The organism is Sphingomonas telluris (assembly GCF_022568775.1).
Classification (GTDB): Bacteria; Pseudomonadota; Alphaproteobacteria; order Sphingomonadales; family Sphingomonadaceae; genus Sphingomicrobium; species Sphingomicrobium telluris.
Window position 1 is genome coordinate 573,604 of sequence record NZ_JAKZHW010000001.1, and the last position, 24,249, is coordinate 597,852.

Genomic DNA, 24,249 nt, shown 5'->3' on the forward strand with positions numbered 1-24,249 from the left:
ATGACCGCTCGGAAAATTCGCGCGCTCACTTTCGGTTTTCTCGCATCAACAGCAATTGCCGCGCCTGCGTTCGCACAGACGGCGCCGGCAACCGACGAAACTCAGGCTCCGGCGACGACTGCGCCGCCAGCCGCTCAGACAGCGCCGACTAGTACCGAAGAGCTGTCGCAGGACTCGAACGAGATCATCATCACCGCTACGAAGCGCGAGGAGAATCTCCAGAACGTCCCCATCAGCGTGCAGGCGATCGGAACCCGCCGCCTCGACCAGCTGAACATCTCGAACTTCGAGGAATATACGAAGCAGCTGCCGTCGGTCAGCTTCCAGACGGCGGCGCCGGGCTTCACCATCGTCTACATGCGCGGCGTCGCTACGGGCGGCGACGGCAACCACACGGGCTCGCTTCCGTCTGTCGGTTCGTACCTGGACGAGCAGCCGGTCACTACCATCGGCGGAACGCTCGACGTCCACATCTACGACATCGCTCGTATTGAGAGTCTCGCCGGTCCGCAGGGCACGCTTTACGGTGCATCGAGCGAAGCCGGCACGATCCGCATCATCACCAACAAGCCGGAGCTCGGCGTGACTGCCGGGCGCATGGACGCCGAGATCAACACGGTCGCACACGGCGGCGTGGGTGGCAGCCTGGAGGGCATGGTCAACCTGCCGGTCGCCGACAATATCGCGTTCCGCGCGTCCGCCTTTTACCAGCGTGACGCCGGCTACATCGACAACGTCCACGGCACTCGAGATTATTGCGGCGATCCGACTTTCGACGAGGAAGGCGAGATCAACGGCTGCGTCCACAACGGATTCCACGCGGACAATAGCGAGTTCGTGAAGAAGAACTTCAACACGAATGACACGTACGGGGGCCGCGCGGCACTCAGGATCGAGCTCGACGACAATTGGACGATCACGCCGGCGATCATGCACCAGCATTCGAAGACCAAGGGCGTGTGGTACTTCGACGAGCGTCTCGGCGATCTGCAGACGCAGCGCTTCCGCAAGGAGCCGGCGACCGACAAGTTCACGCAGTACGCGCTGACGGTCGAAGGGAAGATCGGCGATTTCGACATCACCTATGCCGGCGCCTACATGCACCGCCCGAATTCGGGCGTGAACGACTACACCGATTATGCCGACGCGTACGACGCCTATTACGAAAGCTACGGCGGTATCGCGAACTACCAGTATTACTTCGACGACAACGGCGATCCGATCGATCCGCGCCAATACATCACGGGCGGCAACAATTTCAAAAAGTTGAGCCAGGAACTGCGCGTCTCGACGCCGGTCGACAAGCCGTTCCGAGTCATCGGCGGCGCCTTCTACCAGCGCCAGTCGAACGACATTCTCCAGGAATATCGCGTCGATAATCTCGCCGCGCTGTTGTCGGTCAACGGCCGCCCCGGCCTGATCTGGCTGACCAAGCAGGAGCGTATCGACCGCGACTATGCGCTGTTCGGCGAAGCGAGCTTCGACGTCACGCCGGAGATCACGCTGACCGGCGGCACCCGCTGGTATAAATTCGACAACACGGTCTTCGGTTTCGCCGGCTTCGGTCGGAACCCGGCCTTCTTCCAGGGCGCTGACGACAACCCGCCGCCGAACGCGGTCGGCAGCACCCGGACCGGTGTCGCACAGTGCTACACGACGAGCGGCGATACGCTGCGTCAATCGCAGATCGACGGCACCGACACGACGCTGATCATGGACGGGGTGCTGAGCGGCACTCCCTGTATCAACGTCGCCGAGTTCAAGGACGGGAAGCTCAAGCCAAAGCAGAGTAAGGATTCCGGCTTCACCTATCGCTTCAACGGCACGTGGAAGCCCGTGGAAGGCAAGCTCTTCTATGCGACATGGTCCAAGGGCTTCCGGCCGGGCGGCATCAACCGCCAGCCGGGTCTCGCACCCTATGATCCGGACTTCCTCGTCAACTACGAGCTGGGGTGGAAGACCTCCTGGGGCCCGCTTCGCTGGAACGGCGCGATCTACCACCAGCTATGGGAGAAATTCCAGTTCAGCTTCCTGGGCGAGAACAGCCTGACCGTCGTCCAGAACGGCCGCGACGCGAAAATCAACGGCATCGAGACCGACGTCAGCTACGTGAATGGTGGATGGCTGCTGAACGCCGCGGCGGCTTACACGGACGCGAAGACGAAGGAGAACATCTGCGCGGTTGCCGCTGACGAGGCTCCGGACTGCGACGGGGTCGAGGACGACTTCATCACGGCGCCGAAGGGTACGCGGCTTCCGATCACGCCGAAGTTCAAGATCACCGGCACGGCGCGCTACACCTGGGACATGGGGCCGGGCAAAGCGCACGGTCAGATCGGCATCGTCCATCAGGGTTCCGCGCGCTCGGCTCTCCGGATCGATGACAACGAACTGACGGGCAAGCTGCATGCTTACACGTTGGTCGACCTGTTCGCCGGTTACGAATGGCAGAAGTATAGCTTCGAGCTGTTCGCGACGAACGTGTTCGACAAACGCAACGAGCTGTCGCGCAGCGTTTCGTGCAGCATCTGCACCAACATCCACATCGTTCCCGGCACGCCGCGGACGATCGGCCTGAGGGTCGGGACGCGCTTCTAGTCGGGAGCGTTTGAGCGGCTAATGGGTTGGGCGTCCACTGTGACGTCCAACCGCTCCGTCATCGCCTCAGTGTCGCTCGCCGCCGGTTTGGCGTCGGTTTGGCTGCTTGCGTTCGTGGAAGGGACAGGGCCGCGCGATCGGGCCGTCCTTTCGGCGCTCTATGCCGGGCACCGACCAGCGATCGCCGAAGCTGCGCGAGTGCTGACGCTGTTCGGCAGCGGCTACGTGGTTACAATCGTTATAGTCGCCGCCGCGGTCGCGCTCGCAGTGCGCAAACACCCCCGCACGGCGCTCATCCTGCTCGCGGGGAATTTCGTCGGGCGAATGCTCGTCGAAGTTCAGAAGTATGAGTTCGGCCGCATCCGGCCTGACCTCAATCCGCACCTGGTGACGGTTTATACGATGAGCTTCCCCAGCGCGCATTCGTCGAACGCTATGCTGACTTATGTCGCGATGGCGCTGCTGATTGTGCGCAACGAACGCAGGCGAGTGTATTGGGCCGCCTCGGCCCTGGTGCTCGCATTCCTGATCGGGCTCAGCCGGGTGATGCTCGGCGTTCACTGGCCGAGCGACGTTCTTGCCGGCTGGAGCTTCGGTGCGCTCTGGAGCCTTCTCATGCTATGGATTGCGCAGCGGACCGCTCGCCCGGTCCGCGTCGAGGGGAGGGCACAATGACCTCAAGCAAGCCTTTCACGCTGATCGCAGCCGTCATCTTCGCACTGATCGCGGTCATTCACGTCATTCGGCTCGTTACGCATTTCCAGGTGATCGTGGGCAGTCACGTGCTGCCCGGCTGGATCAGTCTGTTGGGCGTGGCGATCCCGGCCGTGCTGGCATGGGGTTTGTTCCGCGAAGCTAGACGTTGAAGCGGAAGAGCAGGATGTCGCCGTCCTGCACAACATATTCCTTGCCCTCGGCCCGCATCCGCCCGGCGTCCTTGGCGCCGGTCTCGCCGCCGAACTTGATGAAGTCGTCGTAGGCGATCGTTTCCGCGCGGATGAACCCGCGCTCGAAGTCGGAATGGATGGCGCCCGCCGCCTCGGGAGCCTTCGCGCCCCGGTGTACCGTCCACGCGCGCGATTCCTTCGGGCCCGCGGTGAAGAAGGTGATCAGGCCAAGAAGCTCGTAGCCCGCCTGAATCATGCGGTTGAGGCCGGTCTCGTGCAGGCCGAGGTCCGACAGGAACGCCTCGCGCTCTTCCGATGGGAGGGTGGCGATTTCCGCCTCGATCGCGGCTGAGATGACGACGGCCTTGGCGCCTTCCGCCGCCGCCTTTGCGAACACGCGTTCGGACAAGGCGTTGCCCGTCGCCGCTTCGCTCTCGTCGACGTTGCAGACGTAGAGGACGGGCTTGGCCGTGAGCAGCTGCGCGCGCTGCAGCGCCTTTTCCTCTTCGACGTCCTTCGGCCTGGTCAGACGCGCGGGCTTGGACTCGCGGAGGAGGTCCAGCGCCTGTCCGAGGACGGATGCTTCGATCTTCGCTTCCTTGTCGCCCTGCTGCGCCTTCTTCACCAGGTTCGGCACGCGTCGCTCGAGGCTGTCGAGGTCGGCGAGCATCAACTCCGTCTCGACCGTCTCGGCGTCCGCAATCGGGTCGACGCGGCCTTCGACATGGGTCACGTCGCCGCCTTCGAAGCAGCGGAGGACGTGAACGATGGCATCCACCTCGCGGATGTTCGCAAGGAACTGGTTGCCGAGTCCTTCGCCCTTCGATGCGCCGCGGACGAGCCCGGCGATGTCGACGAACTCGATCTGGGTTTCGATTTCCTGGGCGGACTTGGCGATGTCGCGGATACGGTCGAGGCGCTCGTCGGGAACGGCGACCCGGCCGACGTTCGGCTCGATCGTGCAGAAGGGATAATTCGCCGCCTGCGCCGCCGCAGTCTCGGTCAATGCATTGAAGAGCGTGGATTTGCCGACGTTCGGCAGACCCACGATGCCACAGCGGAAGCCCATGGAATGTCCTGAAGTGAAGGGATTTCAGACCGCTTAGCCGCCTGAGCCGCGAAAATGAAGCATCACCTTCCGCGCGGCGGATTTGTTGTTAAGCTCAACAAGTTAGTGGCGTGACGGGGGTAAGATCATGGCTTTGTTCGGTCGCAAGAAAGTAGCGCCTGCTGGCGGAGGCGGTTCCGGTGAAGGCATCGAAGATCAAAAGAACCAGCCCGGTCACCAGGCGGTACTTCGTCATCTTCTTGAAGAGGAGAAGAAGGACCCGGGCATTCGCGAGCGGCTCGCGGGAGCGATCCTCTTCGACTTCGCCTATGAGCTGATGAAGGACGAGCGCGGCGTCCGCATCGAAAATCTCCTCGCCATGCTCGCGTCGGTTGCCGGGCAGCAGTGCATTGCGCCGATTTTCAACGCCGCGCCGCCCGATGCGACGCTGGAGCAGCTTGGCCTGATGGGCGTCAAAGGAAACGACGGACGCCTGTACCTGTTCGGCGATCCGCCCAACCGCCTGCTCGTGGAATCGCCAGATTCGGTGATCAGCCTCGCATTCGGAGCCGCCCAGTCGCTCGGCGCGCCGGTGACGATGGAGATGATCCACGAAGAGATGAGAAAGGTCGCCGGGAGTGTCGGCGGCCCGGAGTTCGAGCAGCTCGATCTGCCGCCCGAGCACATGGTGGATCGTCCGACCGAATGGGCGAGGGTGTTCATTCCGAAGATCATGGAACCGCTCGACCTATACGAAGTGCCGCCGATGCGGAGGGCCACCGCGATCGGCTATGCGATCCAGAAGGCGATGGATGTGAGCAAGGGGACCATCGATCCGATGCTCGCGGCCAGGATCGTCCTGCAGTGCGCGACGCGGACGGCGAAAGTGTACATGGGCTGAGTTTGAAACGTCCCGTTCGGCGCCTTAGCTGGGCGCGATGACTGATCTCTCCGCATTTCCGATCACGCGCCGCTGGCCGGTGCAGAACCCCGACATCCTCCAGCTCTTCTCGCTGAACACGCCGAACGGCGTGAAGGCGTCGATCATGCTTGAGGAGACGGGACTACCGTACGAGCCGCACCTCATCGACATTGGGAAGAACGAGAGCTGGACGTCCGAATTCCTGTCGCTGAACCCGAACGGCAAGATCCCGGCAATCATCGATCCCGATGGACCGGACGGGAAGCCCTTCGGCCTGGCGGAGTCAGGCGCGATCCTCATCTACCTTGCAGACAAGACCGGAATGCTGCTGCCCGGCGGCGCCAAGCGCTACGAGACCATCCAGTGGGTGATGTGGCAGATGGGGCATATCGGCCCCTTCTTTGGCCAGGTCGGCTTCTTCCATAAGTTCGCGGGCCGCGAGTGGGAGGACAAGCGCCCGCTGAAGCGCTTCGTCGATGAATCGAAGCGCCTGCTGGCCGTTCTCGACGACCGGCTGGAGGGCCGCGAATGGGTGATGGACGACTACAGCATCGCCGACATCTCACTGCTCGGCTGGGTGCGGAACCTCGTCGGCTTCTACGAGGCGGGCGAGCTGGTCGACTTCGCTTCGCTCAAGAACGTGCCCGCCTGGCTGGAACGCGGCCTCGCCCGTCCCGCCGTGCAGCGGGGACTGCAGATTCCTTCGAAAGGCTAAGCTCTCCGCGCGAGCTCAGGCGAAGTTGAAGCTGATTGAGAGCCGCTCCCCGCGGCCCGTGCCGGGCAGCACTTCGTGCCGGAGCCAGCTTTCCCAGAGCAGCAGGAGGCCTGGACGGGGCTCGACCCTCACGAACGGCTGAAGCTCTTCTGCCGCCTGCGGGCTCCGCGTCGGAGCGGCCATCATCATCGGCAGGCGAGGATCCTCAAATCGGATTGCGCCGGAGCCCTTGGGCACCTCGACGTAGAGCGTGCCTGAAATGATGCTGTGCGGATGGATATGTGCGCTGTGGTGGCCAGGTCCGCGCAGCAGGTTGACCCACAGGCTATCCAGCCGCGGCTTCCGCGTGAGATCGAAGGCGCACTCTTTCGCAAACGACGCCGCGTGCTTCGTCAGCACCTTTGCCAGATCCGAGAACGCCGGGTCGCGGCGGGGCAGGTCGTTGAGCGAAGCGTAGCTCGTATAGCCGGCGTAGCGGTGCTCGCGGCTCCAGCCGATGCCAGCCTCATCGTCTTCCGTAAGGCTGCGGATCGAATGCGCCAGTTCGGACAGCATCCCCTCGTCGGCGATCTCGGCATCGTAAAGCTGCGTGACGAAGAGACGGCGTCCCATGACTCCCCCGTAGAGTCCTGATATCCAACGCGGAAGAGGGGCTCAGTCATGGCGGACGTATTCGTCTCCTACGCGCGGCCGGATGAGCTGGATGCGAAGCGCGTCGCCGATGCGCTGCGTCGGGCGGGGTTCAGCGTCTGGCGCGATGATGAGCTTCCCGCGCATCGCGCTTACGCCGACGTGATTCAGGAGCGGCTGAATTCCTCCAAGGCGGTGGTCGTGTTGTGGTCGCCCAATGCCGCAAAATCTCAGTGGGTTCGCGCCGAGGCGGATGCGGCGAGGCTGGCCGGTACTCTCGTTCAGGTCACTCTGGACGGTTCGCTGCCCCCGCTGCCCTTCAATCAGATCCAGTGCGCCGACTTGAGGGACTGGAATGGCAACGGGGAGACCGACGGGTGGCGGAAGCTTGCAGCGAGCGTCGCGGAGCTTGCCGGGAATTCGGCGAGGCCGGAGCCGGCAAGACCGGCGCCGCGCCGATTTTCGATCTGCGTGCTGCCGTTCGTGAACATGAGCGGGGATGCCGAACAGGAATATTTCAGCGACGGCATCAGCGAGGACATCACCACAGACCTCTCGAAAGTGTCCGCACTCTCGGTTATCGCGCGCAATACGGCCTTCACGTTCAAGGGCCAGGCGGTCGATATTTGCGACGTCGCTCGGAAGCTTGGCGTCCATCATGTGCTGGAAGGCAGCGTCCGGAAGGCAGGTGGGCGGGTCAGGATTACCGCTCAGCTGATCGATGGAAGGACCGGGGGCCACGTCTGGGCCGAGCGTTACGACCGGGACCTTACGGACATTTTCGCTCTTCAGGACGAGATTTCGAAGGCCATCGTCGACGCTCTCAAGGTCAGGCTGCTGGCGGACGAGAAGAAGGCGATCGAGAACCGCGGCACGACGAATGCGGACGCCTACAACCTGTTCCTGATGGCACGGCAGGCATGGGTCAACGGGACTCACGGCGACGCACGCCGGGAGGAGACCGTCATCCGCATGTGCGGTCGCATTATCGAGATGGAGCCGAACTATGGCCGCGCTTGGGCTCTGAAGGCGCTCGCGCAAGCCTATCTGTTCTTCGGTTACAACAAGGGTGGCGAGAATGGCGTGCGGGCTGCCGACCGAGCGCTGGAACTCGATCCGGGGCTTCCCGAGCCTTACTGCGTGAAAGCGCGCGCGGCCGCTGCCAGCCGGAATTTCGAGGAGGCCGAGAAGCAGATCGAGATTGCTCTCAAGCTCGCGCCAGATCTTTGGGAGGTCCAAAATGAGGCCGCTGCCACGTTCATCTGGCAACGCAAGTATCGTGAAGCGATCCCGCACTACGAACGATGCATCGAGCTGACCGAAGACGATCGCCACTCATGCGATATGCTGGGAATGGCCTACCGTGCCCTGAACGATCAGGCCGGTTCTCGCAGGGCCGCCACGAAGCTGCTCGAACTGGCGCAGGCGGCGATCGAGAAAAATCCCAGTGATAACGCAGCATTTGGAAGCGGCGCGAACGCGCTGGTGATGCTCGGCGATCTAGACCGGGCGAGAGGGTGGATGGAGCGGGCGCTCCTTCTCGATCCCGACAATCTCAACATGCGCTATAATTTCGCCTGCACCCTGCTCGGTTATTCGGACGATCACGATACCGCGCTCGATCATATCGATTACGTATTTACCCGGTCGGTGGGATCGATCGTTCGGCGCGCGGACATGGACTCGGATCTGGATCCTGTCCGCGATAGTCCTCGCTTTCAGGCGATCTATGAAGCCGCCAAGAAGCGCATCGCCTGCGTCGATGCGGAAGAAGAGGCTACGGCTGCATCCGGCGAGCCACTTCGCTCATGAAGCGCGCGTCGTCGCCGTCGGCCAGCCAACTGGCCTCCGCCGCCATCGCGGCGAGCATGTCGGAAAGCTCTTCCATCTCGGCCTTGTGATAGTTGCCGAGCACGTGCGGGGTGACCTTTTCCTTCTGCCCGGGCCCGGGATGGCCGATGCCGATGCGCACGCGGCGAAAGTCGGGCCCGAGCGCGGCGTTGATGGAGCGGAGACCGTTGTGTCCGGCGAGCCCGCCGCCCACGCGAACCTTCACCTTGAACGGGGCGAGATCGAGCTCGTCGTGGAAGACGGTCAGGGCTTCCTCGTCGAGCTTGTAGAAGTGCAGCGCCTGCTGAACGGCGTCGCCGCTATCGTTCATGAAGGTCTGCGGCTTCACCAGAAGGATCTTGTGACGGCCGATGCGGCCTTCCGAGATCAGGCTGCGGAACTTCTTCGACCAGGGACCGAAGCCGTGCACTTCGGCGATGATGTCGGCAGCCATCATGCCGACGTTGTGCCGGTGCAGCGCATATTTCGCGCCGGGATTTCCAAGGCCCACCCAGATCTGCATCGTGTCCACCTAGCGTGAGCGTTGGGCAAAAAGAAACCGCCCACCCTTTCGGGTGAGCGGTCTTGGTATTCGCTGAGAAAGAAAGCTTAGGCTTCTTCGCCGCCCTCGGCAGCTTCGCCTTCGCCCTCGGTTTCCTCGCCCTCCACGGTCGGAACCGCATCGGCAGCAGCCGTCTCTTCCTCTTCGGACTTCATGGCCGACGGAGCGACGATCGTCGCAACGGTGAAGTCCTCTTCGGTGTTCGCCGGCGTCACGCCCTCAGGCAGCTTCACGCCGCTGATGTGGATCGAATCGCCGATCTCCAGCCCGTCGAGCGGTATGTGGATCTCGGCCGGGATGTGGGCCGCGTCGCAGACGATCTCGAGCTCGTGGACGACGACGTTCAGGACGCCGCCGCGCTTCAGGCCCGGCGAGGCCTCTTCATTGTCGAAGCGCATCGGGACAGCGACGTTCACCTTGGTGTGCTCGCTGATGCGCAGGAAATCGACGTGAACCGGGCGGCTCGTGACCGGGTGGAAATCCACGGCCTTCGGAAGCGTCCGGGTCGGCTTGCCATCCACGTCGATCATCACGACCGAGTTCATGAAGTGGCCGCTGGAAAGCATCTTGGAGAGAAGCTTCTCCTCGACGTGAACCGAGAGAGGATCCTTCTTCTGGCCGTAAACCACGGCCGGTACCCGTCCATTGCGGCGCAGTTCACGGGAGGCTCCCTTGCCAAGCCCATCGCGCGCTTGGGCGGGCAGCGTCAGCTGTTCGCTCATTTCGCTCATTCCTTGATAGAGTTTTCAACCCCCGCCACGCCTCCAGGGATGACCATGGCTAAGGGAGGCGCGCCTATAGGCGACACCCGGCAGTTTGGCAAATAGCAGCCGTCAGTTGATGCGCTGTGATCTCACGTGCAGCAGCGCAAGCTTGTTCTGGACGCTGTCCGCGCCCGCGAGATGGCCCGCTCCGACCGCGACGAAGACCACGCCGGGCTGCTGCAGGCGATGTGCGATCCACTGCGCCCAGCGGCCATTACGGTCATTGAAAAGCAGCTTGTAGCTCTGCGGAGAGCCCGTGCGCATCTGGTTGAGCATCGGCGTGAAGCTCTCGATGTCGCCGCGGTTCCAGGCCGCCTGGAGGTGATTGAGGACGGCGGCCATCGCGGCCCTGTCCCGCGCGGCAGCGGCTGCGTCCTTCGGCGGCGGCGCGCCCGGAAGGCGGCTGAACATGCCGAGCTGGAATTCGAAGGTCTCGAGGCCGACGACCGGCTTGCCGAGCTCTTCGGCGGCTTCGCGCAGCACGGCATCGGCGCCGTGCGAAGTCGACATGCCCTGCGACCGACCCGCGGACATGACCGCCTTGCTGGTCGACAGGAAGGACGCAGAGCCGGCGAACGGTCCCACTGGCTGCGCGCGCATTGCTCTTGGCGAGAAGGCGGGAGCGGCGATTGCCTTGGGAGCCTGCGGCACCAAGGTCTCGAGAACCAGCTCGCTGGATGCGCCGAAGGTGGTCTTCACCTGCTCGTTAAACCAAGCGCTTTTCCCATCGAGCGCGTGGAACGTGCCGAACAGATAGATGATCGTGTCTTGGTCGTTGACGACCCAGATCGCTGGCCGAGCTTCGTGCAGCGGAGCCTCGGCGGCAGGCGCCGGGGCCGGCGAAGCTGCTATCGCAGCGGCGATCAGTGCAGTGATCATCCCAGCACTCCTAATCCCACGGATGGGTTGAGGAACTTAGGATGAAACCGGACAGGAAGGTGGGGCTAAGACTTAGAAACGGCGTGCCGCATCGATCCCAGCCGGCGCGCCTGGGGCGCGCCCTTCCGCACCCGGTGCATCGCAGCCCCCCAGCCCGATACCCATGCTAAGGATGGTCATCGACACGTTAAGAAATGTCTAGCGAATTCAGCAGGAAGCGAAATATTCGCGACGAGCTGAGCGGCGGAGGCAATCACCTCCGCCCTTCGCCAAGGGGACTAGCGCGCGAAGCCCTGCGCCCAGTCGTCGAGCGCGGCCTTGAGCTCCAGGGGTAACCCCTGACCCTGCACCATCCTCTCGCGCAGGATCGCCTCGTCTCCGGGCTGCAAAGGCACGTCGAACGAGACGCCGCGTTCGTCGCCGTCTGCCCAGGCGACCGTTCCGAACACGGACAGGCCGTCTACGGCGATGAAGAGATCTTCGTGCTCCGCCGGTAGATTGCGCCCTCGCAAACGAGCACCCGTCGACGAAACATCTGCAAGTACCGCCGATCGCGAGTCCCGAAGGGTCGTTATGACGGCAATCAAAGGAAAGGATGTGCGGGCCGCCGAACGCCGCCCGCCACCCTAACGCTTACCAAACTCACCCATAACCCCAAGGCCTTCTACTTAAGGCCCCCACGCCAAAACGGACTTAATCCGGACCGGTCTAAGTCTTTCTTGCCGGTCGTGCTTAACGGCGGGTCTGCTATCCCAGATTAGTGAGTTTTCTGCGGGGCTTACTGCAGGCGCTTCACCTTGTAGCCCTTGCTTTCGAGATAGCGCTGGACGGACTCTTCGCCCGCGAGATGGCCGGCCCCAACGGCGACCATGACCGTGCCCGGCTGGTTCATGCGCCGCTCGATCCACTGGCTCCAACTGTAGTTCCGACGCGTGAGGAGCGCTGCCTTGAGTTCCGGCGAGCCTTGCAGGTCCGCGTTGAAGGTGTTCGCGATGTCCTTCACGTCGCCCGCCAACCACGATTTCAGCATGCCGTCGAACTTCGTGCGCATCTCCGTCGGATTATCGATTGCGCCGACAAGAAGCTCGCGCTGGGCGGCCTCAGGCAGACGATCAAAGAAGCCGAGCTGCTCCTGGTTGGTCTCCAGCTGGCCGACCTGCTTTCCGGACGCGGTGAAGGAGCGGCGCAGAACAGCCTCGACGCCCTGTTCGCCTTCGACGCCCAGCATCTGGAACTGCACGCCGAGCAAGGTGAAGGCTGCCGCCCAGGTCTCCATGCGGTCGAACATCGGCCGAGGGATCTTGGTCTTGGTAATGGCCGCTTCGAGCAGCGCACGCTTCTCCGGCGGGACGCGTTCGGTAATCGGCGGAAGACCGCTCGAAAAGCCCATCGCAGCCATGATCCCGGCGAGTTGCTGCGGATTGGCAGTATCGATGAGCGTTTCGAGGACTAGGGACTGCGAGTTCTGCACGGCCTGCTGAAACTTTGAAGTCTGCCAGCGGGAGTCTCTCGGCAGCAGATGGATGGTGCCGAACAGGTAGACGGTCGTGTCCTTGTCGGAGATTTGCCAGAGGGCAGGGCCGGTCTCGCGGGAGAGGGCGGGCGTGCCTGTGATGGCCGCGGACAAGAGGCCGAGGGCGGCGAGGCCGCGCTTGATCAGGTTCGTGAACATCAATTTCCTCTGCCCGGGCTAGCGTTGACCCCCGATGTATGAACGCGAAGGCCCACCGTCCACTTGCCCGCTCAAACTCCATGCGCCAAAGCCGCCGTTCACGTCATGACGGGGCATAATCGTTGAGCCTGAGTTTCCAGGACCTGATCCTCACGCTGCATCGCTATTGGAGCGCGCAGGGATGCGTGCTTCTGCAGCCGTACGACATGGAGATGGGGGCAGGGACCTTCCATCCGGCGACCGTGCTGCGAGCGCTCGGGCCGCAGCCGTGGAAGGCCGCATACGTCCAGCCGTCGCGGCGTCCCACGGACGGCCGCTACGGCGAGAACCCGAACCGGCTGGGCCATTATTACCAGTACCAGGTGATCCTGAAGCCGAGCCCGCCGGACCTTCAGGAGCTCTATCTAGGCGGCCTTGCCGAGATCGGCATCGATCCGCTGAAGCACGACATTCGCTTCGTCGAGGACGATTGGGAAAGCCCGACGCTCGGCGCCTGGGGGCTTGGCTGGGAAGTCTGGTGTGACGGGATGGAAGTCACGCAATTCACCTATTTCCAGCAGGTTGGCGGCTTCGACTGCAAGCCGGTCTCAGGTGAGCTAACCTACGGGCTCGAGCGCCTGGCAATGTACATCCAGGGCGTCGACAACGTCTTCGACCTCCGCTTCAACGACGCCGGGGTGACCTACGGCGACGTGTTCCTGGAGAACGAAAAGGAGCTGTCGGCCTATAATTTCGAGGTCGCGAACACCGAGGCCCTGTTCGACCTGTTCCGCAAGGCGGCCGCGGAGAGCGAGAATTGCATCGCCGCGAAGCTTCCGATTCCGGCCTACGAACAGGCGATCAAGGCGAGCCACATCTTCAACACGCTGCAGGCGCGGGGGGTAATCTCCGTAGCTGAGCGGCAGGCCTACATCGGCCGCGTGCGTGACCTCGCGAAGGCGGCTTGCGCGACGTGGATGGATTGTAACGGGTGGGCGGCGTGAGCGTCGATTTCCTGCTGGAGCTGCTGAGCGAAGAAATCCCGGCCCGGATGCAGGCTGGTGCGCGCAACGATCTGGCCCGCCTTTTGGCCGAGGAGCTGGAAGAGCTCGGCGTTGCCGCCGAGGCGATCGACGTCTGGTCGACGCCGCGCCGCCTCGCCCTCGTTGCACGCGGGCTGCCGGTCGAGACGCAGGCGGTGAGCGAGGAGATCAAGGGGCCTCGCACGAGCGCTCCTCCGCAGGCGCTGGAAGGCTTTTTGCGCAAGGTCGGGCTGCCGCACGAGCAGCTTCAGGAGCGCGACGGCGTCTGGTTCGCGATCGTCGAGAAGCCGGGCCGCCCGATGCGCGACCTCCTCGGACCGATCGTCGAGCGGATCATCCGCGGCTTTCCCTGGCCCAAGTCGATGCGCTGGGGCGCGTCGTCGGAAAGCACGGCATCGCTGCGTTGGGTCCGCCCGCTGCACGGCATCGTCGCGCTGCTGGGCGAGGAGATCGTCCCGATCCAGATCGACGGGATCACGTCCGGAGCGACGACGGTCGGCCATCGCTTCCACCACCCCGGGCCGATCACAGTCGGCGGTGCCCACGACTACGCGGAGAAGCTGCGCGCATGCCACGTGATCGTCGATCACGAAGAGCGCGAGAAGCTGGTCCGCGAAGGCGCTGCGAAGGCGGCGACGGACGCGGGCCTCGAGCTGGTCGCCGACGAGGGCCTGGTCGTTGAAAATGCCGGCCTGACTGAATGGCCGGTGCCGCTCCTCGGGCGCTTCGACGCGGACTATCTCGACGTTCCGCGCGAGGTGATCGTCCTGACGATGCGGACGAACCAGAAGTATTTCGCCTGCACGGATGCCGAGGGCCTGCTCGCGCCGGCGTTCATCTGCACCGCGAACATCGACGCAAATGACGGCGGACAGGCGATTGTCGAGGGCAATCGCCGCGTCCTTGCCGCGCGTCTTTCCGATGCACGCTTCTTCTGGGAGCAGGACCTGAAGGTTCCCCTGGACGAGCAGACGGCAAAGCTCGGCGGCATCGTCTTCCATGAGAAGCTCGGGACGGTCGCCGACAAGGTCGCGCGGGTCGCCAAGCTGGCCCAGTGGCTGGTCAAGGAGCGGCTGGTTCCCGGCGCCGATCCCGACCAGGTCCGCATCGCGGCCAAGATGGCGAAGTCGGACCTCGTTACGCAGATCGTGGGCGAGTTCCCCGAGCTGCAGGGAACGCTCGGCGGCTATATCGCCCGCGCGCAGGGCGAGCCGAATGCCGTCGCCGACGCACTGCGCGATCACTACCGCCCGGCGGGGCAGGGCGATGACGTTCCGACCGACCCGGTTACCGTCGCCGTCAACATCGCTGACCGGCTCGATACTTTGGTCGCTTTCTTTTCGATCGGCGAGAAGCCGACGGGTTCGCGCGATCCGTTCGCACTCCGGCGCGCGGCGCTGGGCTTCCTGCAGATCCTGACGCGCAACGGCCTGCGAATGCCGTTGTCGGACGTGCTGGTCGAGGCAGCGGTCCTGCTCATCGTCTCGCGTCTCGGGGCGATCAATACGGTGACTTTTCCGGACCTGCTCGAGCCCGACGAGGACGAGCATGAGATCACGGCCGAGGTGGGGTCCTTCACCTATCGCCACGGCGACCGGGTGGTCGTTCGCTGGGATTCGTCCAAGACACCCAAGATCGAGCGCGGGCAGATCATCGAAGAAGCCACGAGCATCTCCGAGCAGATCCTCGATTTCCTAGAAGACCGCCTGAAGGTTCAGCAGCGCGACGCCGGGGTCCGCCACGACCTGATCGACGCCGTCTTCGCGCTCGGCGACGAGGACGACATTGTCCGCCTGCTCGCCCGGGTGAAGGCACTCCAGGCGTTCATCGGCACGAAGGACGGAGCCGACCTGCTCACCGGCTACAAGAGGGCGGCCAATATCCTGCGCAAGGAGAAGTGGGAGGAGCGGCGTGATCCGCGCTCTCACTCATACGAACCGCTGCATCAGGAAGCCGAGCTGGACGAGGCGCTCGACGCCGCCGAACCGCGCGCCGAGCAGGCGATCGAGGAAGAGGATTTCGAGCGGGCCATGAAAGTGCTCGCGTCGCTGCGTGCACCTGTCGACGCCTTCTTCGACCATGTGACAGTCAACGATCCCGATCCGGAGAAGCGGGAGCGCCGGCTGAACCTGCTGGCGCGGCTGCGGGACGCGGTGAACCGCGTCGCCGACTTCTCGAAGATCGAAGGCTAACGCCTAGAGCGGCTGCTCTTCGGCCGGGTCGCGGCGATCCCGCACGGCCGCGGCCCGGAGGCTATCTCGCTCACGCCACTCGCGCTCCTGGTTGGTCCAGTGCTGCTCGCGGTCGGCATGCTCGCGCTCGAGCACCTTCCGGCGTTCGATCTCGTCATTGTAGCGCGTCTTCCACTTCTTCCTGCCGCCCGAGGTCAGGAAAAGGCCGATCAGCATCCCGAGGACGAAGACCAGCAGGAGGATGAACCACTGGTCTTGAGAGAAGGTCGTCATTCCGCACCCCTTCGAATGTTCCGTCGAGGTAACAAGCTTAGGTAACGCGGTTGGTTCCAAAGCGGTAGCCGCCCGCGCCTTTAGACGCGGGCGGCACCCCCCACCACATTCGGTTGATCAGCCGTTGATGAAGCTGTCGCTAATCGCGCAGGCCGCCGGACCCAGGATGACGACGAACAGGGTCGGCAGAATGAAAAGGATCAGCGGCACGGTCATGATCGCCGGCAAACGGGCTGCCTTTTCCTCGGCGCGCATCATGCGCTCGTTACGGAATTCGGCGGACAGCACGCGAAGGGCGGACGCCAGCGGCGTACCGTACTTCTCGGTCTGGATCATGGTCGTGACCACGCCGCGGACGGCTTCGAGGTCAACGCGCGTCGCGAGGTTCTCGAAGGCGTTGCGGCGTTCGTTAAGGAAGCCCAGCTCGATCGCGGTCAGTCCGAACTCGTCGCCGAGCTCCGGATAGGCCTTGCCAAGCTCGCGGGCGACACGACCGAAGGCGGCGTCGACCGTCAGACCGGCTTCGGCACAGATGACCAGCAGGTCGAGCGCGTCCGGAAGGCCCTTGCGCACGGCATGCGAGCGCTTCGTGACCTTGTTCTTCAGCCAGATGTCCGGAGCCTTGTAGCTGCCGACGAGCACGCCGGCGACGGTGATGTAACGGCGAAACCAGGACCAGTCGGGCCAGTAGTTGACGCCGTAGATCAGGATCACTGCGGTCAGGCCCAGGACGACCGGCGCAATGAAGCGCGCGGCGATGATGAAGAAGGCGAGGTCCTTGGTGCGGATACCCGCCTGCATCAGCTTCGTCTGGATCTTCTGGATCTGATCGTCCTGAAGCATCTTGAAGCTGCCCAGGATCGAGCGGACGCGGTCCGCCGCCTGGTTGCGGTTGGTCAGCTTCTTGCGCTTGTTGGTCGACGCGACGATGCCGGCCTTGAGCTGCTCGCGCCGCTCGTTGAGCGCCTTCACCCGGCGGGCCATCGGATCCTTGACCGTCGTGGCCGCATAGATTGCGGTCATGACGGCCATGGTCGCGATGCCGCTCAGGATCGTGGCGATCCAGATGACGTCGAAGCCGAGAAGGGTTGGCCCACCAGAAGGCATAACTAAGCGTCCCCCCTCAGATCTCGAAGTTGACCATTTTGGCCATGATGAAGCCGCCGATGCTCATCCAGATGAGCCCGCCGAGACCGGCGACCATCAGGCGCTGATCGATGAAGAACTTGCCCATGTAATCGGGGTTCATCAGGTACACGAGCGTGAACACGATGAACGGCAGCGAGCCGACGATGTAGGCCGAAGCCTTCGATTCCGAGCTCATCGCGCGGATCTTCAGCTTCATCTGCGCGCGCTTTCTGAGCACGTCGGCCAGGTTCGAAAGAGTTTCGGCCAGATTGCCGCCGGTCTCGCGCTGAATGGCCAGCGTGATGACGAAGAACTGGAATTCCGGCGTGCCGAGGCGGTCGGCCGTCTCCTGGAGCGCGGCTTCCATCGTACGGCCGATCTTCATCTTGTCCGCAACCATGCGGAACTCGACGCCGACCGGGCCGGGAATTTCGCCGGCGACGATGCCGAGCGTTTCGGTGATCGGAAGTCCCGAGCGCAAACCGCGGACCATCAGCTCGATGGCGTCGGGGAAGTTCGAAGTGAACTTCGCCACGCGGCGCTTGATCATCTTGCCGACGACCCAGTGCGGCAGGCCGATACCTACGAAGAGGCCGAGGAAGATGCCCAGGAGGAAGGGCATGCCCTTCATCATCAACAGGGTGGCAATCACGAGCGCGATGCCGAGCGTCACCATCGCGTACTTGCCAAGCGTGATGTCGCGGCCGGTCATCTCGAGCCGCTTGCGCAGCAGCGCGGGCTTCGGGATGATCGAGGAGGCGAGGCCTTCCACCCGGCTGTTGCGGTTCGCAAAGAGCTTGCGGATCTGCGCCTGGGCATTCGCCGCGATCACGTCACCGTGACGCTCCTTGATCATTTCCATCCGGCGTTTGAACGCCTTCTGCGGCGAGGGACCACGGGTCGCGCTGACGAGCAGCCCGAGTGTCGCCACGCCGCCGAGGATGATGATGATGGTCAACAGCATTCGACCGTCCGATCCTTGTCAGGCGCGGCAGCGTGAACTGCCGCGCGCACTCTTAGGCAGCCTTCGCCTTGGGCTTGGCCAGCATCGACTTCAGGTTGTCGACCAGCGACTTGGCACCGGCGGCAGCGCCGGATTCGGCCTTCGCGCCGTCCTCGGTCGCATGGCTCAGGACCATGCTCGACAAAGCGGTGAAGGGCGCCGTCATCTTGCCCGTCGCGATCTCCGCCATCGGCTTGCCGAGCTTGGCAGCCTGGGCCGCAAGCTTGCCGTCCGCTGGAATGACGATGTCGACAGAGCGTTCGATCGACTGCTCGAAGTCCTTGCGGCTGATTTCCAGCGCGCCGCCCGAGGGAACGCCGTTGGCAACGACGATCACCTTGGTCTGCGGAGCGTTCGACTTCAGCCAGGCGAGCACACGGATGGTGTCGCGGGTCGCCGCCAGCGTCAGCTCGGCCACCACCACCGCGACATGGGCGTCATGCACCATGTGCGGGAACTGGATGAGCATGTGACGCGGAAGGTCGAGGACCGTCGATTCGAACGCGTTCCGCATCTCTTCCTGAAGCTGGAAGAAGGCGGTGCCGTCGGTCATCAGCGGCTGGTGGATCGGAGCCTCTGCGGAAAGCACCGACAACCTTTCATTCGCGCGAACCATTGCGCGCTCGATGAACAGGCCGTCGATGCGGCTCGGGTTCTCGATTGCGTCGGTCAGGCCGCGACCCGGCTCGAGGTCGAGCGCGAGAGCACCGGTGCCGAAGTGGATGTCGAGATCCAGAAGCGCCGTCGAGCGGTGCGCCTTCTCACCCAGAAGCCAGGCGAGGGAGGTCGCGATCGTTGAAGCGCCGACGCCGCCACGAACGCCGATGACTGCTGCCATCACATGCGGCTTGTCGGCCTGGGCCTCACCGCGCGGTCCAGACAGGATCATCTGCGCATTGGCGAACGTGTCGCGCAGGTGATCGACCGTGAACGGCTTAAGCAGATAGTCGTGAATGCCGCTGGCGACGAGATCCCGGTACAGGCGAACGTCGTTCACCTGGCCCGAAGCGATCACGATGGTCCCCGGCTCGCAGACTTCCGCAAGCGCGTTGATGTCGTTGAGCGGGTCCGCCGATTCCGACAGGTCCACGAACAGGATGTTCGGGCTCGCCGAGACCGACAAGGACTGAACCGCGTTCCGCAGACCGCCCTTGTTGACCTTCTCCGGGCTCCAGCCGTGCTCGACCGCCACCGGCCGAAGCATATCGGCGGTCGCGTCGTCGCAGACGAAGGCCTGGAAGGGATCGCGCAGACCGGCGCGTGCCTGGAACGGAGCGTTCATCGTTATTCGCCCTTCTTGGTGTTGACGTCCGCGAGACCCTTGGTCCCCGTCGGCGGCTGCGTGCGATACGAGTTGATCGCCTTCGTAGCCGTCGTCGTGTCGACAGTGCTGCCGCCCTCACGCCCGTGGAACAGGTCCTCGGGGTTCGCGACCATGGCTGCGAGGTTCGAGTTCACCGCGCAACCAGATCCCGGCAACATCTTGTTGTTGTAGTTCGGCTGGGACTTCTCTTCCCAGTTCGGGCAATTCGGAACAGTGGCTACCGACCGCGTGACGACCACGCGGACGTTGCCGGGCTGGACGGCGCCAGCCGTCACCGGGGCGCTCTGCGAGACCAGCATCCCGTACTTGCCGGCGATCTCCGCGACCTGGGCGCGGGCTGCGTCCGAGTAGGGGCCGTCGACGTAGACGCTGTCGCCGTAGTGCAGGCCAAGGCCAGCAAACCAGCCGTCCAGCCGAGCCGCTTCCGACGGAGGCAGCGTGCCGTTCGGCGCGGCCGCGTCGAACACGAAGTCCGAACGGGTGAGCACGGGCTGATTGACCGCCTCGAGGCCGGCAAGCGGTTCCGGGCCGGGATGATAGGCGCAGCCGGTCAGAGCCGCTGCGACGAGCAGGAGTGCAGACTTCGAAGCCATCGTGGCATCCTTCCTGATGTAGCGGCGCATCACAGCTTGAACCCTGGATTGGCGGCGGCAGCGGCGCCGGCAGCGGATCCGCCGAAGGCGGGCGCGGGGCCGGTTGCCGGAGCAGGAGCGCGGCCCTGGCTGCTGTAGCTCTGGCCTTCCCAGTTACGGACCGCGTCCGAAGGAGCGCGGTAGCCATCTGTCGGCAGTGCCATGCGGCCGGAAACCGGACGGACCAGGTACGGCGTCACGACGATTACCAGCTCGGTTTCCTGACGACGGAAGCTGGTCGAGCGGAACAGCGCACCAAGGATCGGCAGGTCGCCGAGGAATGGCGCCTTGTCGATGTTGTTGGTCGTGTTGTTCCGGATCAGGCCGGCGAGCATGAAGCTCTGGCCCGAACCGAGCTCGACAGTGGACTCTGCGCGCCGGGTGACCAGAGCAGGCACGTCGAAGCCGTTGAGTTTGATCGAACCTTCGCTCGACAATTCGCTGACTTCCGGACGGACGCGCATCGAGATGCGGCCATCGGCAAGCACGATCGGCGTGAAGGCGAGGCCGACGCCGTACTGCTTGTACTCGATCGACACGGCGCCAAGCGACTGCGAGATCGGGATCGGGAACTCGCCGCCCGCGAGGAAGCTGGCGGTCTCACCCGACAGAGCGGTCAGGTTCGGCTCGGCCAGAGTGCTCACGAGGCCATCGACTTCGGCCAGATCCAGCGAAGACAGGATGTCCATGCCGAACAGCGCGCCACGTCCGATGATCGACGATCCAATCGCCGGACGGATCGGTCGGGGAGTGGCGTTGGTCGTGGTCGAGCCTGGGGTAGGCAGGAAGATGCCCTGTCCCTGTGCGACGCCGATCTGGAAGCCGCCGCCGGTGCTCGTCAGAAGGTTGACGCCGATCTGCTTGAGCAGCGAGCGGTTCACCTCCGCGATGCGGACCTTCAGGTTGACCTGCAGCGGCGTCGCGGAACGCAGGCGGCTGACCACCTGGGTACCTTCGCCGACGTAAGCCTGGACCAGGCGCTGGGCTTCCTCGACGTCGGTCGGCTGAGCGACCGTGCCGGTGAGCAGCACGAGGTTGTTCATCGGCGTCGCCTGGATGCTCGCTTCCGGCATCGCCAGGTGAAGCATCTCGGAAACGGAGCCGAGATTGTTGCCGACGCGGACGTTCGCCGCATAGACGACCCGGCCGTTCTTGCCCGTTGCGTAGACAGTGGTCTCGCCCTTGCCCTTGCCGAACACGTACAGCTGGGTCGAGGAACGAACCTGGATGTCGGCGACCGCGTCGTTCGCGACGAACACGTCGGTCATCGGCGCACTCAGGCGAACCAGGGTCCCCGTTCCGGCGCTGAGGTTCAGCGTCTCCGAGGGCCGTGCCGCGGCGGCCTGGGCGGTCGCCGGAGCAGGAGCCGCGATCGTGCCGAGGCCGATGGCCAGGGCCGCGAAGGCGGTGCCGAGGCGCGCCCGGCGATGGTTGTAACGACTGGTCATTTTAGCGAGCTCCCACCGGAACGACGGTGACATTGTTGCCGCGAGCGACGCGCACGACCGGACCGGTCGGGATCACCGCTGCGACGCCCTGACCCGAAGGTGCACCTGCGCCGGCGGCGCCAGGGTTGGGTGCAAGTGCCGGGACGCTGCGGCGCTGGAAGCGCGACACGTCGCCACCGGTAGAGAAGGTCGTGTTGCTGTCGGCAGGCCGGTTGGCGACCGCGAGGAGCATCTGACGCTCCTGAGCGGGGTTGACGCCTTCCGGGACCTTCACGTCGCCAGCCGCAATTGCCCGTTCGAGCTCGGACGAATTGTCGGCGATGGAACGCAACGACAGTGACAGCGACCCCAGGCTCTGCGCGACGGCGATCTTCTCGGCGATGCGCGGAGTGACTTCGAACGTGACGTTGGAGAAGGCCTTGACCTCGGTCTTGCCGTCCTCGCCCTTGCTGTCGACGCGCTGGTCGGTCGCAAGAACACGCACGTTGCGGATGATGGTTTCGGTGACCTTGAGCGGCGTGCCCTGGCCGCCGCCGGCGACTTCCTGCGTCAGCATGACATCGACGCGGTCACCCGGGAAGACGAAGCCGGCGACACCGGTCGTTGCATTCACCGGAACGGTGATGGCGCGCATTCCCGGGCCGAGGGCAGCGGCGAGGAAGCCGCGATCCTGCGGGCCGACGACGGCGCCGCGCGTGAGCGGCTGACCGGCGGTGACCGGATAGCGCACCACGGTGCCCAGCAACTTCGGCAGATCCGAGTCAGGCTGGCCTTCCGTGTAGTAAGCGCTCTGCATCATCTCTTTCGGCCAGGGCTGGAAGGTGAGGCTTTCGGCATCGATGATCGTGCCGACCGGAAGCGCCTTGCGCGCAACCAGCACCTTCGGCCCCGTGGGGACCGCCTGCGTTGCCGCAGCTGCCGCCTGAGCCTGCTCAGCGCCTGCTCCGGCGAACATGTTCTTGGCCATGATTGCGGTGACTGCCGCGATCACGAGCGCTCCAACGAGCAGCATGATCTTCTTAACATTCATGGCGAAATCGCCTCCCCATCTGGGCCCCGGTATCGATCACAGAGATCAGGCAAATTGGTTAAGAAACCGTTGGGTGAGAATCGCGAGGCCACCGAAGGCGATCGCGACGCCGTACGGAATCTCCGGACGACCCTGTTTTTTGTGCATGCGGTGGATGAGCAGAACGACCAGCGTCAGGACGCCGCCGGCAAGGGACATCAGTACCAGAAACTTGAGCGTGGACAGCGGCGAGAACCACAGCGCGAGAGCAGCCGCGAGCTTGACGTCACCGCCGCCCATCATGCCCGCGTAGAACGCTCCCGCCAGCAATGCGAAAACGCCCGCAGCGATGGCGGTCTGCACGCCGATATTGGTCAGCGGCAGGCCGATCGACCACCAGAAAAACGGCGCGCCGAGGGCGACCGCCAGGTTCAGCCGGTTCGAAATCGTGAACGTGCGGACGTCGATCACCGCCGCCACGACGAGCAGCAGGGCGAGGGCCACGCACAGGATTTCAGTAAACGGAACGTTTGTCATAGCCGCGACACCTAGACGGCAGGGCTTTCCAAACCGTAACCGGCGCACGGAATGAGCGATTTTGACGTCCTGATCGTCGGCGGAGGCATTGCCGGCGCGAGCCTCGGCGCGAAGGCCGCGCGGGTCAGGCGGACCGCGATCATCGAGGCCGAATCGCACTGCGGATACCATGCGACGGGCCGGTCTGCGGCGTTCTGGCTGGAGAGTTACGGAGGCCCGCACGTGGCGGTGCTGAGCGCCGCCTCACACGACTTCCTGATGCGCCCGCCGGAAGACTTTTCGGAACGGGGCTTCCTGAGAACTCGTGGCGCGATCCACCTTGCGCGGGATGCGTTTCCAGAACTCCCAGCCGGTGTCGAAAGTCGGGTCATCGAGCGAGGCGAGCTGGAGCAGCTTGTGCCCGGCATCCGGCCGGATTGGCGGCGTGCCCTGCTTGAGCCGGGCTGCGCGGACATCGACGTCGCCGCGCTTCATGCAGCCTATCTTCGGCGCTTCCGTCAAAGCGGCGGCACGGTCGCAGCCGATTCGCAAATGATAAGCGCGAGCTGGTTCGACGGGCGATGGACCGTTCACCTGAAGGACGGGTCGACGCTGCGGGCCGCGATCTTCGTGAATGCGGCGGGAGCTTGGGCGGACCAGGTGGCCGAGGCCGCCGGCGTCGAACCGTTGGCGATTTCGCCCAAGCGCCGGACGATGGTCCAGCTCCGCGTCGGCCGATCGGGACTGCGGGATCTGCCGCTGGTCGATGACGCGGCCGGCACCTTCTATTTCAAAGGCGAGGGCGACCGCAGCATCTGGCTCACTCCGCACGACGAGATCGACAGCGATCCCTGCGATGCCGCCCCCGATGAGATCGATGTGGCGACGGCAGTGGCCCGTTTCGAGGACGTCGTCGACTGGCCGGTCGAGGCGGTCGAACGGACCTGGGCCGGGCTCAGGAGCTTCTCGCGCGATCGCGTTCCCGTCTACGGATTCGATCGAGACGTCCCGTCCTTCTTCTGGTGCGTGGGGCAGGGCGGGTTCGGCATTCAGACGGCGCCAGCCGCAAGCGACCTCGCCGCATCGCTGCTCCTCGGAGAACCGTCGCGGCTCGAGGTCGATCCGGCGCCCTACGCAGCTTCGCGCTTCCGCTAGTCAGCTGGCATTAATTCTTACGTGCCGACAACGGTTTACG

At 64.2% G+C, this 24,249-nt stretch carries 23 protein-coding genes and 1 pseudogene; 9 read left to right on the forward strand and 15 right to left on the reverse strand.

The features are described from left to right. From LZ016_RS02965 to LZ016_RS02975, 3 genes are read left to right on the forward strand one after another with little or no spacing between them, the layout of a single operon-like run. The gene (locus tag LZ016_RS02965; RefSeq protein ID WP_241445753.1) at nt 1-2,598 is read left to right on the forward strand and encodes a TonB-dependent receptor; all 2,598 of its coding nucleotides are present in this window, start codon (nt 1-3) and stop codon (nt 2,596-2,598) included. A gap of 21 nt (nt 2,599-2,619) precedes the next feature. Beyond that, on the forward strand, nt 2,620-3,273 hold the full coding sequence (locus LZ016_RS02970) for a phosphatase PAP2 family protein (protein ID WP_241445754.1): 654 nt from the start codon (nt 2,620-2,622) through the stop codon (nt 3,271-3,273). Then, a complete protein-coding gene (locus LZ016_RS02975) occupies nt 3,270-3,464 on the forward strand; it encodes a hypothetical protein (RefSeq protein ID WP_241445755.1) in 195 nt (64 codons plus the stop codon). Before LZ016_RS02970 ends, LZ016_RS02975 begins: the two co-directional genes overlap by 4 nt. On the opposite strand, the gene ychF is transcribed toward LZ016_RS02975, so the two are convergent. Next, nucleotides 3,454-4,554 (reverse strand): redox-regulated ATPase YchF, encoded by a 1,101-nt coding sequence (gene ychF, locus LZ016_RS02980; protein WP_241445756.1) that lies wholly within the window; start codon nt 4,552-4,554, stop codon nt 3,454-3,456. The genes LZ016_RS02975 and ychF overlap by 11 nt on opposite strands. Nucleotides 4,555-4,681: 127 nt before the next feature. Between ychF and LZ016_RS02985 the strand changes: the two genes are divergently transcribed. Then, a complete protein-coding gene (locus LZ016_RS02985; RefSeq protein ID WP_241445757.1) occupies nt 4,682-5,434 on the forward strand; it encodes a hypothetical protein in 753 nt (250 codons plus the stop codon). A gap of 37 nt (nt 5,435-5,471) precedes the next feature. After that, nucleotides 5,472-6,170 carry a glutathione S-transferase N-terminal domain-containing protein gene (locus tag LZ016_RS02990; RefSeq protein WP_241445758.1) on the forward strand — a complete coding sequence of 233 codons (699 nt, stop codon included), beginning with the start codon at nt 5,472-5,474 and terminating at the stop codon, nt 6,168-6,170. A gap of 15 nt (nt 6,171-6,185) precedes the next feature. Here LZ016_RS02990 and LZ016_RS02995 read toward each other — a convergent pair whose 3' ends face one another. Beyond that, nucleotides 6,186-6,782: a TIGR02466 family protein gene (locus tag LZ016_RS02995; RefSeq protein ID WP_241445760.1), complete on the reverse strand. Its 597-nt coding sequence runs from the start codon at nt 6,780-6,782 to the stop codon at nt 6,186-6,188. 48 nt (nt 6,783-6,830) lie between these two features. Here LZ016_RS02995 and LZ016_RS03000 point away from each other — a divergent pair, with 48 nt between their 5' ends. After that, entirely contained in the window at nt 6,831-8,612 is a 1,782-nt protein-coding gene (locus LZ016_RS03000; RefSeq protein ID WP_241445761.1) for a TIR domain-containing protein, read from the forward strand. Here LZ016_RS03000 and pth read toward each other — a convergent pair. From pth to LZ016_RS03025, 5 genes and pseudogenes are all read right to left on the reverse strand, one after another. After that, a complete protein-coding gene (gene pth, locus LZ016_RS03005; protein ID WP_241445762.1) occupies nt 8,578-9,153 on the reverse strand; it encodes an aminoacyl-tRNA hydrolase in 576 nt (191 codons plus the stop codon). The genes LZ016_RS03000 and pth overlap by 35 nt on opposite strands. An 86-nt stretch (nt 9,154-9,239) precedes the next feature. After that, nucleotides 9,240-9,914 carry a 50S ribosomal protein L25/general stress protein Ctc gene (locus tag LZ016_RS03010; RefSeq protein WP_241445763.1) on the reverse strand — a complete coding sequence of 225 codons (675 nt, stop codon included), beginning with the start codon at nt 9,912-9,914 and terminating at the stop codon, nt 9,240-9,242. Between the two features lie 111 nt (nt 9,915-10,025). Continuing rightward, complete coding sequence (locus tag LZ016_RS03015; RefSeq protein WP_241445764.1) at nt 10,026-10,835, reverse strand: TraB/GumN family protein; 810 nt, start codon at nt 10,833-10,835, stop codon at nt 10,026-10,028. A 278-nt stretch (nt 10,836-11,113) separates the two neighbouring features. Then, nucleotides 11,114-11,440, reverse strand: a pseudogene (locus LZ016_RS03020) (PilZ domain-containing protein); the annotation flags it as partial. Between the two features lie 173 nt (nt 11,441-11,613). Continuing rightward, nucleotides 11,614-12,507: a TraB/GumN family protein gene (locus LZ016_RS03025; protein ID WP_241445766.1), complete on the reverse strand. Its 894-nt coding sequence runs from the start codon at nt 12,505-12,507 to the stop codon at nt 11,614-11,616. A gap of 122 nt (nt 12,508-12,629) precedes the next feature. Here LZ016_RS03025 and LZ016_RS03030 point away from each other — a divergent pair, with 122 nt between their 5' ends. Both LZ016_RS03030 and glyS read left to right on the forward strand, forming a co-directional pair. Further along, entirely contained in the window at nt 12,630-13,490 is an 861-nt protein-coding gene (locus tag LZ016_RS03030; protein ID WP_241445768.1) for a glycine--tRNA ligase subunit alpha, read from the forward strand. Beyond that, nucleotides 13,478-15,721 (forward strand): glycine--tRNA ligase subunit beta, encoded by a 2,244-nt coding sequence (glyS, locus tag LZ016_RS03035; protein ID WP_366512877.1) that lies wholly within the window; start codon nt 13,478-13,480, stop codon nt 15,719-15,721. The genes LZ016_RS03030 and glyS overlap by 13 nt, the downstream gene beginning before the upstream one ends. A 3-nt stretch (nt 15,722-15,724) precedes the next feature. Here the strand turns inward: glyS and LZ016_RS03040 are convergent, their stop codons facing one another. The 8 genes from LZ016_RS03040 to LZ016_RS03075 form a co-directional block, all read right to left on the reverse strand. Beyond that, nucleotides 15,725-15,994, reverse strand: coding sequence for a hypothetical protein (locus tag LZ016_RS03040; protein WP_241445770.1), 270 nt, complete (start codon nt 15,992-15,994; stop codon nt 15,725-15,727). Nucleotides 15,995-16,111: 117 nt separating this feature from the next. Further along, nucleotides 16,112-17,101, reverse strand: a complete 990-nt coding sequence (locus tag LZ016_RS03045) for a type II secretion system F family protein (RefSeq protein WP_241445772.1) — start codon at nt 17,099-17,101, stop codon at nt 16,112-16,114. Between the two features lie 16 nt (nt 17,102-17,117). Further along, nucleotides 17,118-18,086, reverse strand: coding sequence for a type II secretion system F family protein (locus LZ016_RS03050; RefSeq protein WP_241445774.1), 969 nt, complete (start codon nt 18,084-18,086; stop codon nt 17,118-17,120). A gap of 52 nt (nt 18,087-18,138) precedes the next feature. Continuing rightward, the gene (locus LZ016_RS03055) at nt 18,139-19,407 is read right to left on the reverse strand and encodes a pilus assembly protein CpaE (protein ID WP_241445776.1); all 1,269 of its coding nucleotides are present in this window, start codon (nt 19,405-19,407) and stop codon (nt 18,139-18,141) included. Nucleotides 19,408-19,409: 2 nt separating this feature from the next. Next, entirely contained in the window at nt 19,410-20,042 is a 633-nt protein-coding gene (locus LZ016_RS03060) for a CpaD family pilus assembly protein (RefSeq protein ID WP_241445778.1), read from the reverse strand. 29 nt (nt 20,043-20,071) lie between these two features. Next, nucleotides 20,072-21,529, reverse strand: coding sequence for a type II and III secretion system protein family protein (locus LZ016_RS03065; RefSeq protein ID WP_241445780.1), 1,458 nt, complete (start codon nt 21,527-21,529; stop codon nt 20,072-20,074). A 1-nt stretch (nt 21,530) separates the two neighbouring features. After that, nucleotides 21,531-22,559 carry a Flp pilus assembly protein CpaB gene (cpaB, locus tag LZ016_RS03070; RefSeq protein ID WP_241445782.1) on the reverse strand — a complete coding sequence of 343 codons (1,029 nt, stop codon included), beginning with the start codon at nt 22,557-22,559 and terminating at the stop codon, nt 21,531-21,533. Nucleotides 22,560-22,604: 45 nt separating this feature from the next. Further along, nucleotides 22,605-23,075, reverse strand: coding sequence for an A24 family peptidase (locus LZ016_RS03075; RefSeq protein ID WP_241445784.1), 471 nt, complete (start codon nt 23,073-23,075; stop codon nt 22,605-22,607). A 51-nt stretch (nt 23,076-23,126) separates the two neighbouring features. On the opposite strand from LZ016_RS03075, the gene LZ016_RS03080 reads away from it, so the two are divergent. Continuing rightward, the gene (locus LZ016_RS03080; protein ID WP_241445786.1) at nt 23,127-24,209 is read left to right on the forward strand and encodes an NAD(P)/FAD-dependent oxidoreductase; all 1,083 of its coding nucleotides are present in this window, start codon (nt 23,127-23,129) and stop codon (nt 24,207-24,209) included. Nucleotides 24,210-24,249 lie beyond the last annotated feature (40 nt).

Excerpts from the sequence above, each read along its gene's own strand:
- LZ016_RS02965 (WP_241445753.1), top strand. The coding sequence starts at position 1 with ATGACCGCTCGGAAAATTCGCGCGCTCACTTTCGGTTTTCTCGCATCA.
- LZ016_RS02970 (WP_241445754.1), top strand. The coding sequence starts at position 2,620 with ATGGGTTGGGCGTCCACTGTGACGTCCAACCGCTCCGTCATCGCCTCA.
- LZ016_RS02975 (WP_241445755.1), top strand. The coding sequence starts at position 3,270 with ATGACCTCAAGCAAGCCTTTCACGCTGATCGCAGCCGTCATCTTCGCA.
- ychF (WP_241445756.1), bottom strand. The coding sequence starts at position 4,554 with ATGGGCTTCCGCTGTGGCATCGTGGGTCTGCCGAACGTCGGCAAATCC.
- LZ016_RS02985 (WP_241445757.1), top strand. The coding sequence starts at position 4,682 with ATGGCTTTGTTCGGTCGCAAGAAAGTAGCGCCTGCTGGCGGAGGCGGT.
- LZ016_RS02990 (WP_241445758.1), top strand. The coding sequence starts at position 5,472 with ATGACTGATCTCTCCGCATTTCCGATCACGCGCCGCTGGCCGGTGCAG.
- LZ016_RS02995 (WP_241445760.1), bottom strand. The coding sequence starts at position 6,782 with ATGGGACGCCGTCTCTTCGTCACGCAGCTTTACGATGCCGAGATCGCC.
- LZ016_RS03000 (WP_241445761.1), top strand. The coding sequence starts at position 6,831 with ATGGCGGACGTATTCGTCTCCTACGCGCGGCCGGATGAGCTGGATGCG.
- pth (WP_241445762.1), bottom strand. The coding sequence starts at position 9,153 with ATGCAGATCTGGGTGGGCCTTGGAAATCCCGGCGCGAAATATGCGCTG.
- LZ016_RS03010 (WP_241445763.1), bottom strand. The coding sequence starts at position 9,914 with ATGAGCGAACAGCTGACGCTGCCCGCCCAAGCGCGCGATGGGCTTGGC.
- LZ016_RS03015 (WP_241445764.1), bottom strand. The coding sequence starts at position 10,835 with ATGATCACTGCACTGATCGCCGCTGCGATAGCAGCTTCGCCGGCCCCG.
- LZ016_RS03025 (WP_241445766.1), bottom strand. The coding sequence starts at position 12,507 with ATGTTCACGAACCTGATCAAGCGCGGCCTCGCCGCCCTCGGCCTCTTG.
- LZ016_RS03040 (WP_241445770.1), bottom strand. The coding sequence starts at position 15,994 with ATGACGACCTTCTCTCAAGACCAGTGGTTCATCCTCCTGCTGGTCTTC.
- LZ016_RS03045 (WP_241445772.1), bottom strand. The coding sequence starts at position 17,101 with ATGCCTTCTGGTGGGCCAACCCTTCTCGGCTTCGACGTCATCTGGATC.
- LZ016_RS03050 (WP_241445774.1), bottom strand. The coding sequence starts at position 18,086 with ATGCTGTTGACCATCATCATCATCCTCGGCGGCGTGGCGACACTCGGG.
- LZ016_RS03055 (WP_241445776.1), bottom strand. The coding sequence starts at position 19,407 with ATGAACGCTCCGTTCCAGGCACGCGCCGGTCTGCGCGATCCCTTCCAG.
- LZ016_RS03060 (WP_241445778.1), bottom strand. The coding sequence starts at position 20,042 with ATGGCTTCGAAGTCTGCACTCCTGCTCGTCGCAGCGGCTCTGACCGGC.
- LZ016_RS03065 (WP_241445780.1), bottom strand. The coding sequence starts at position 21,529 with ATGACCAGTCGTTACAACCATCGCCGGGCGCGCCTCGGCACCGCCTTC.
- cpaB (WP_241445782.1), bottom strand. The coding sequence starts at position 22,559 with ATGAATGTTAAGAAGATCATGCTGCTCGTTGGAGCGCTCGTGATCGCG.
- LZ016_RS03075 (WP_241445784.1), bottom strand. The coding sequence starts at position 23,075 with ATGACAAACGTTCCGTTTACTGAAATCCTGTGCGTGGCCCTCGCCCTG.
- LZ016_RS03080 (WP_241445786.1), top strand. The coding sequence starts at position 23,127 with ATGAGCGATTTTGACGTCCTGATCGTCGGCGGAGGCATTGCCGGCGCG.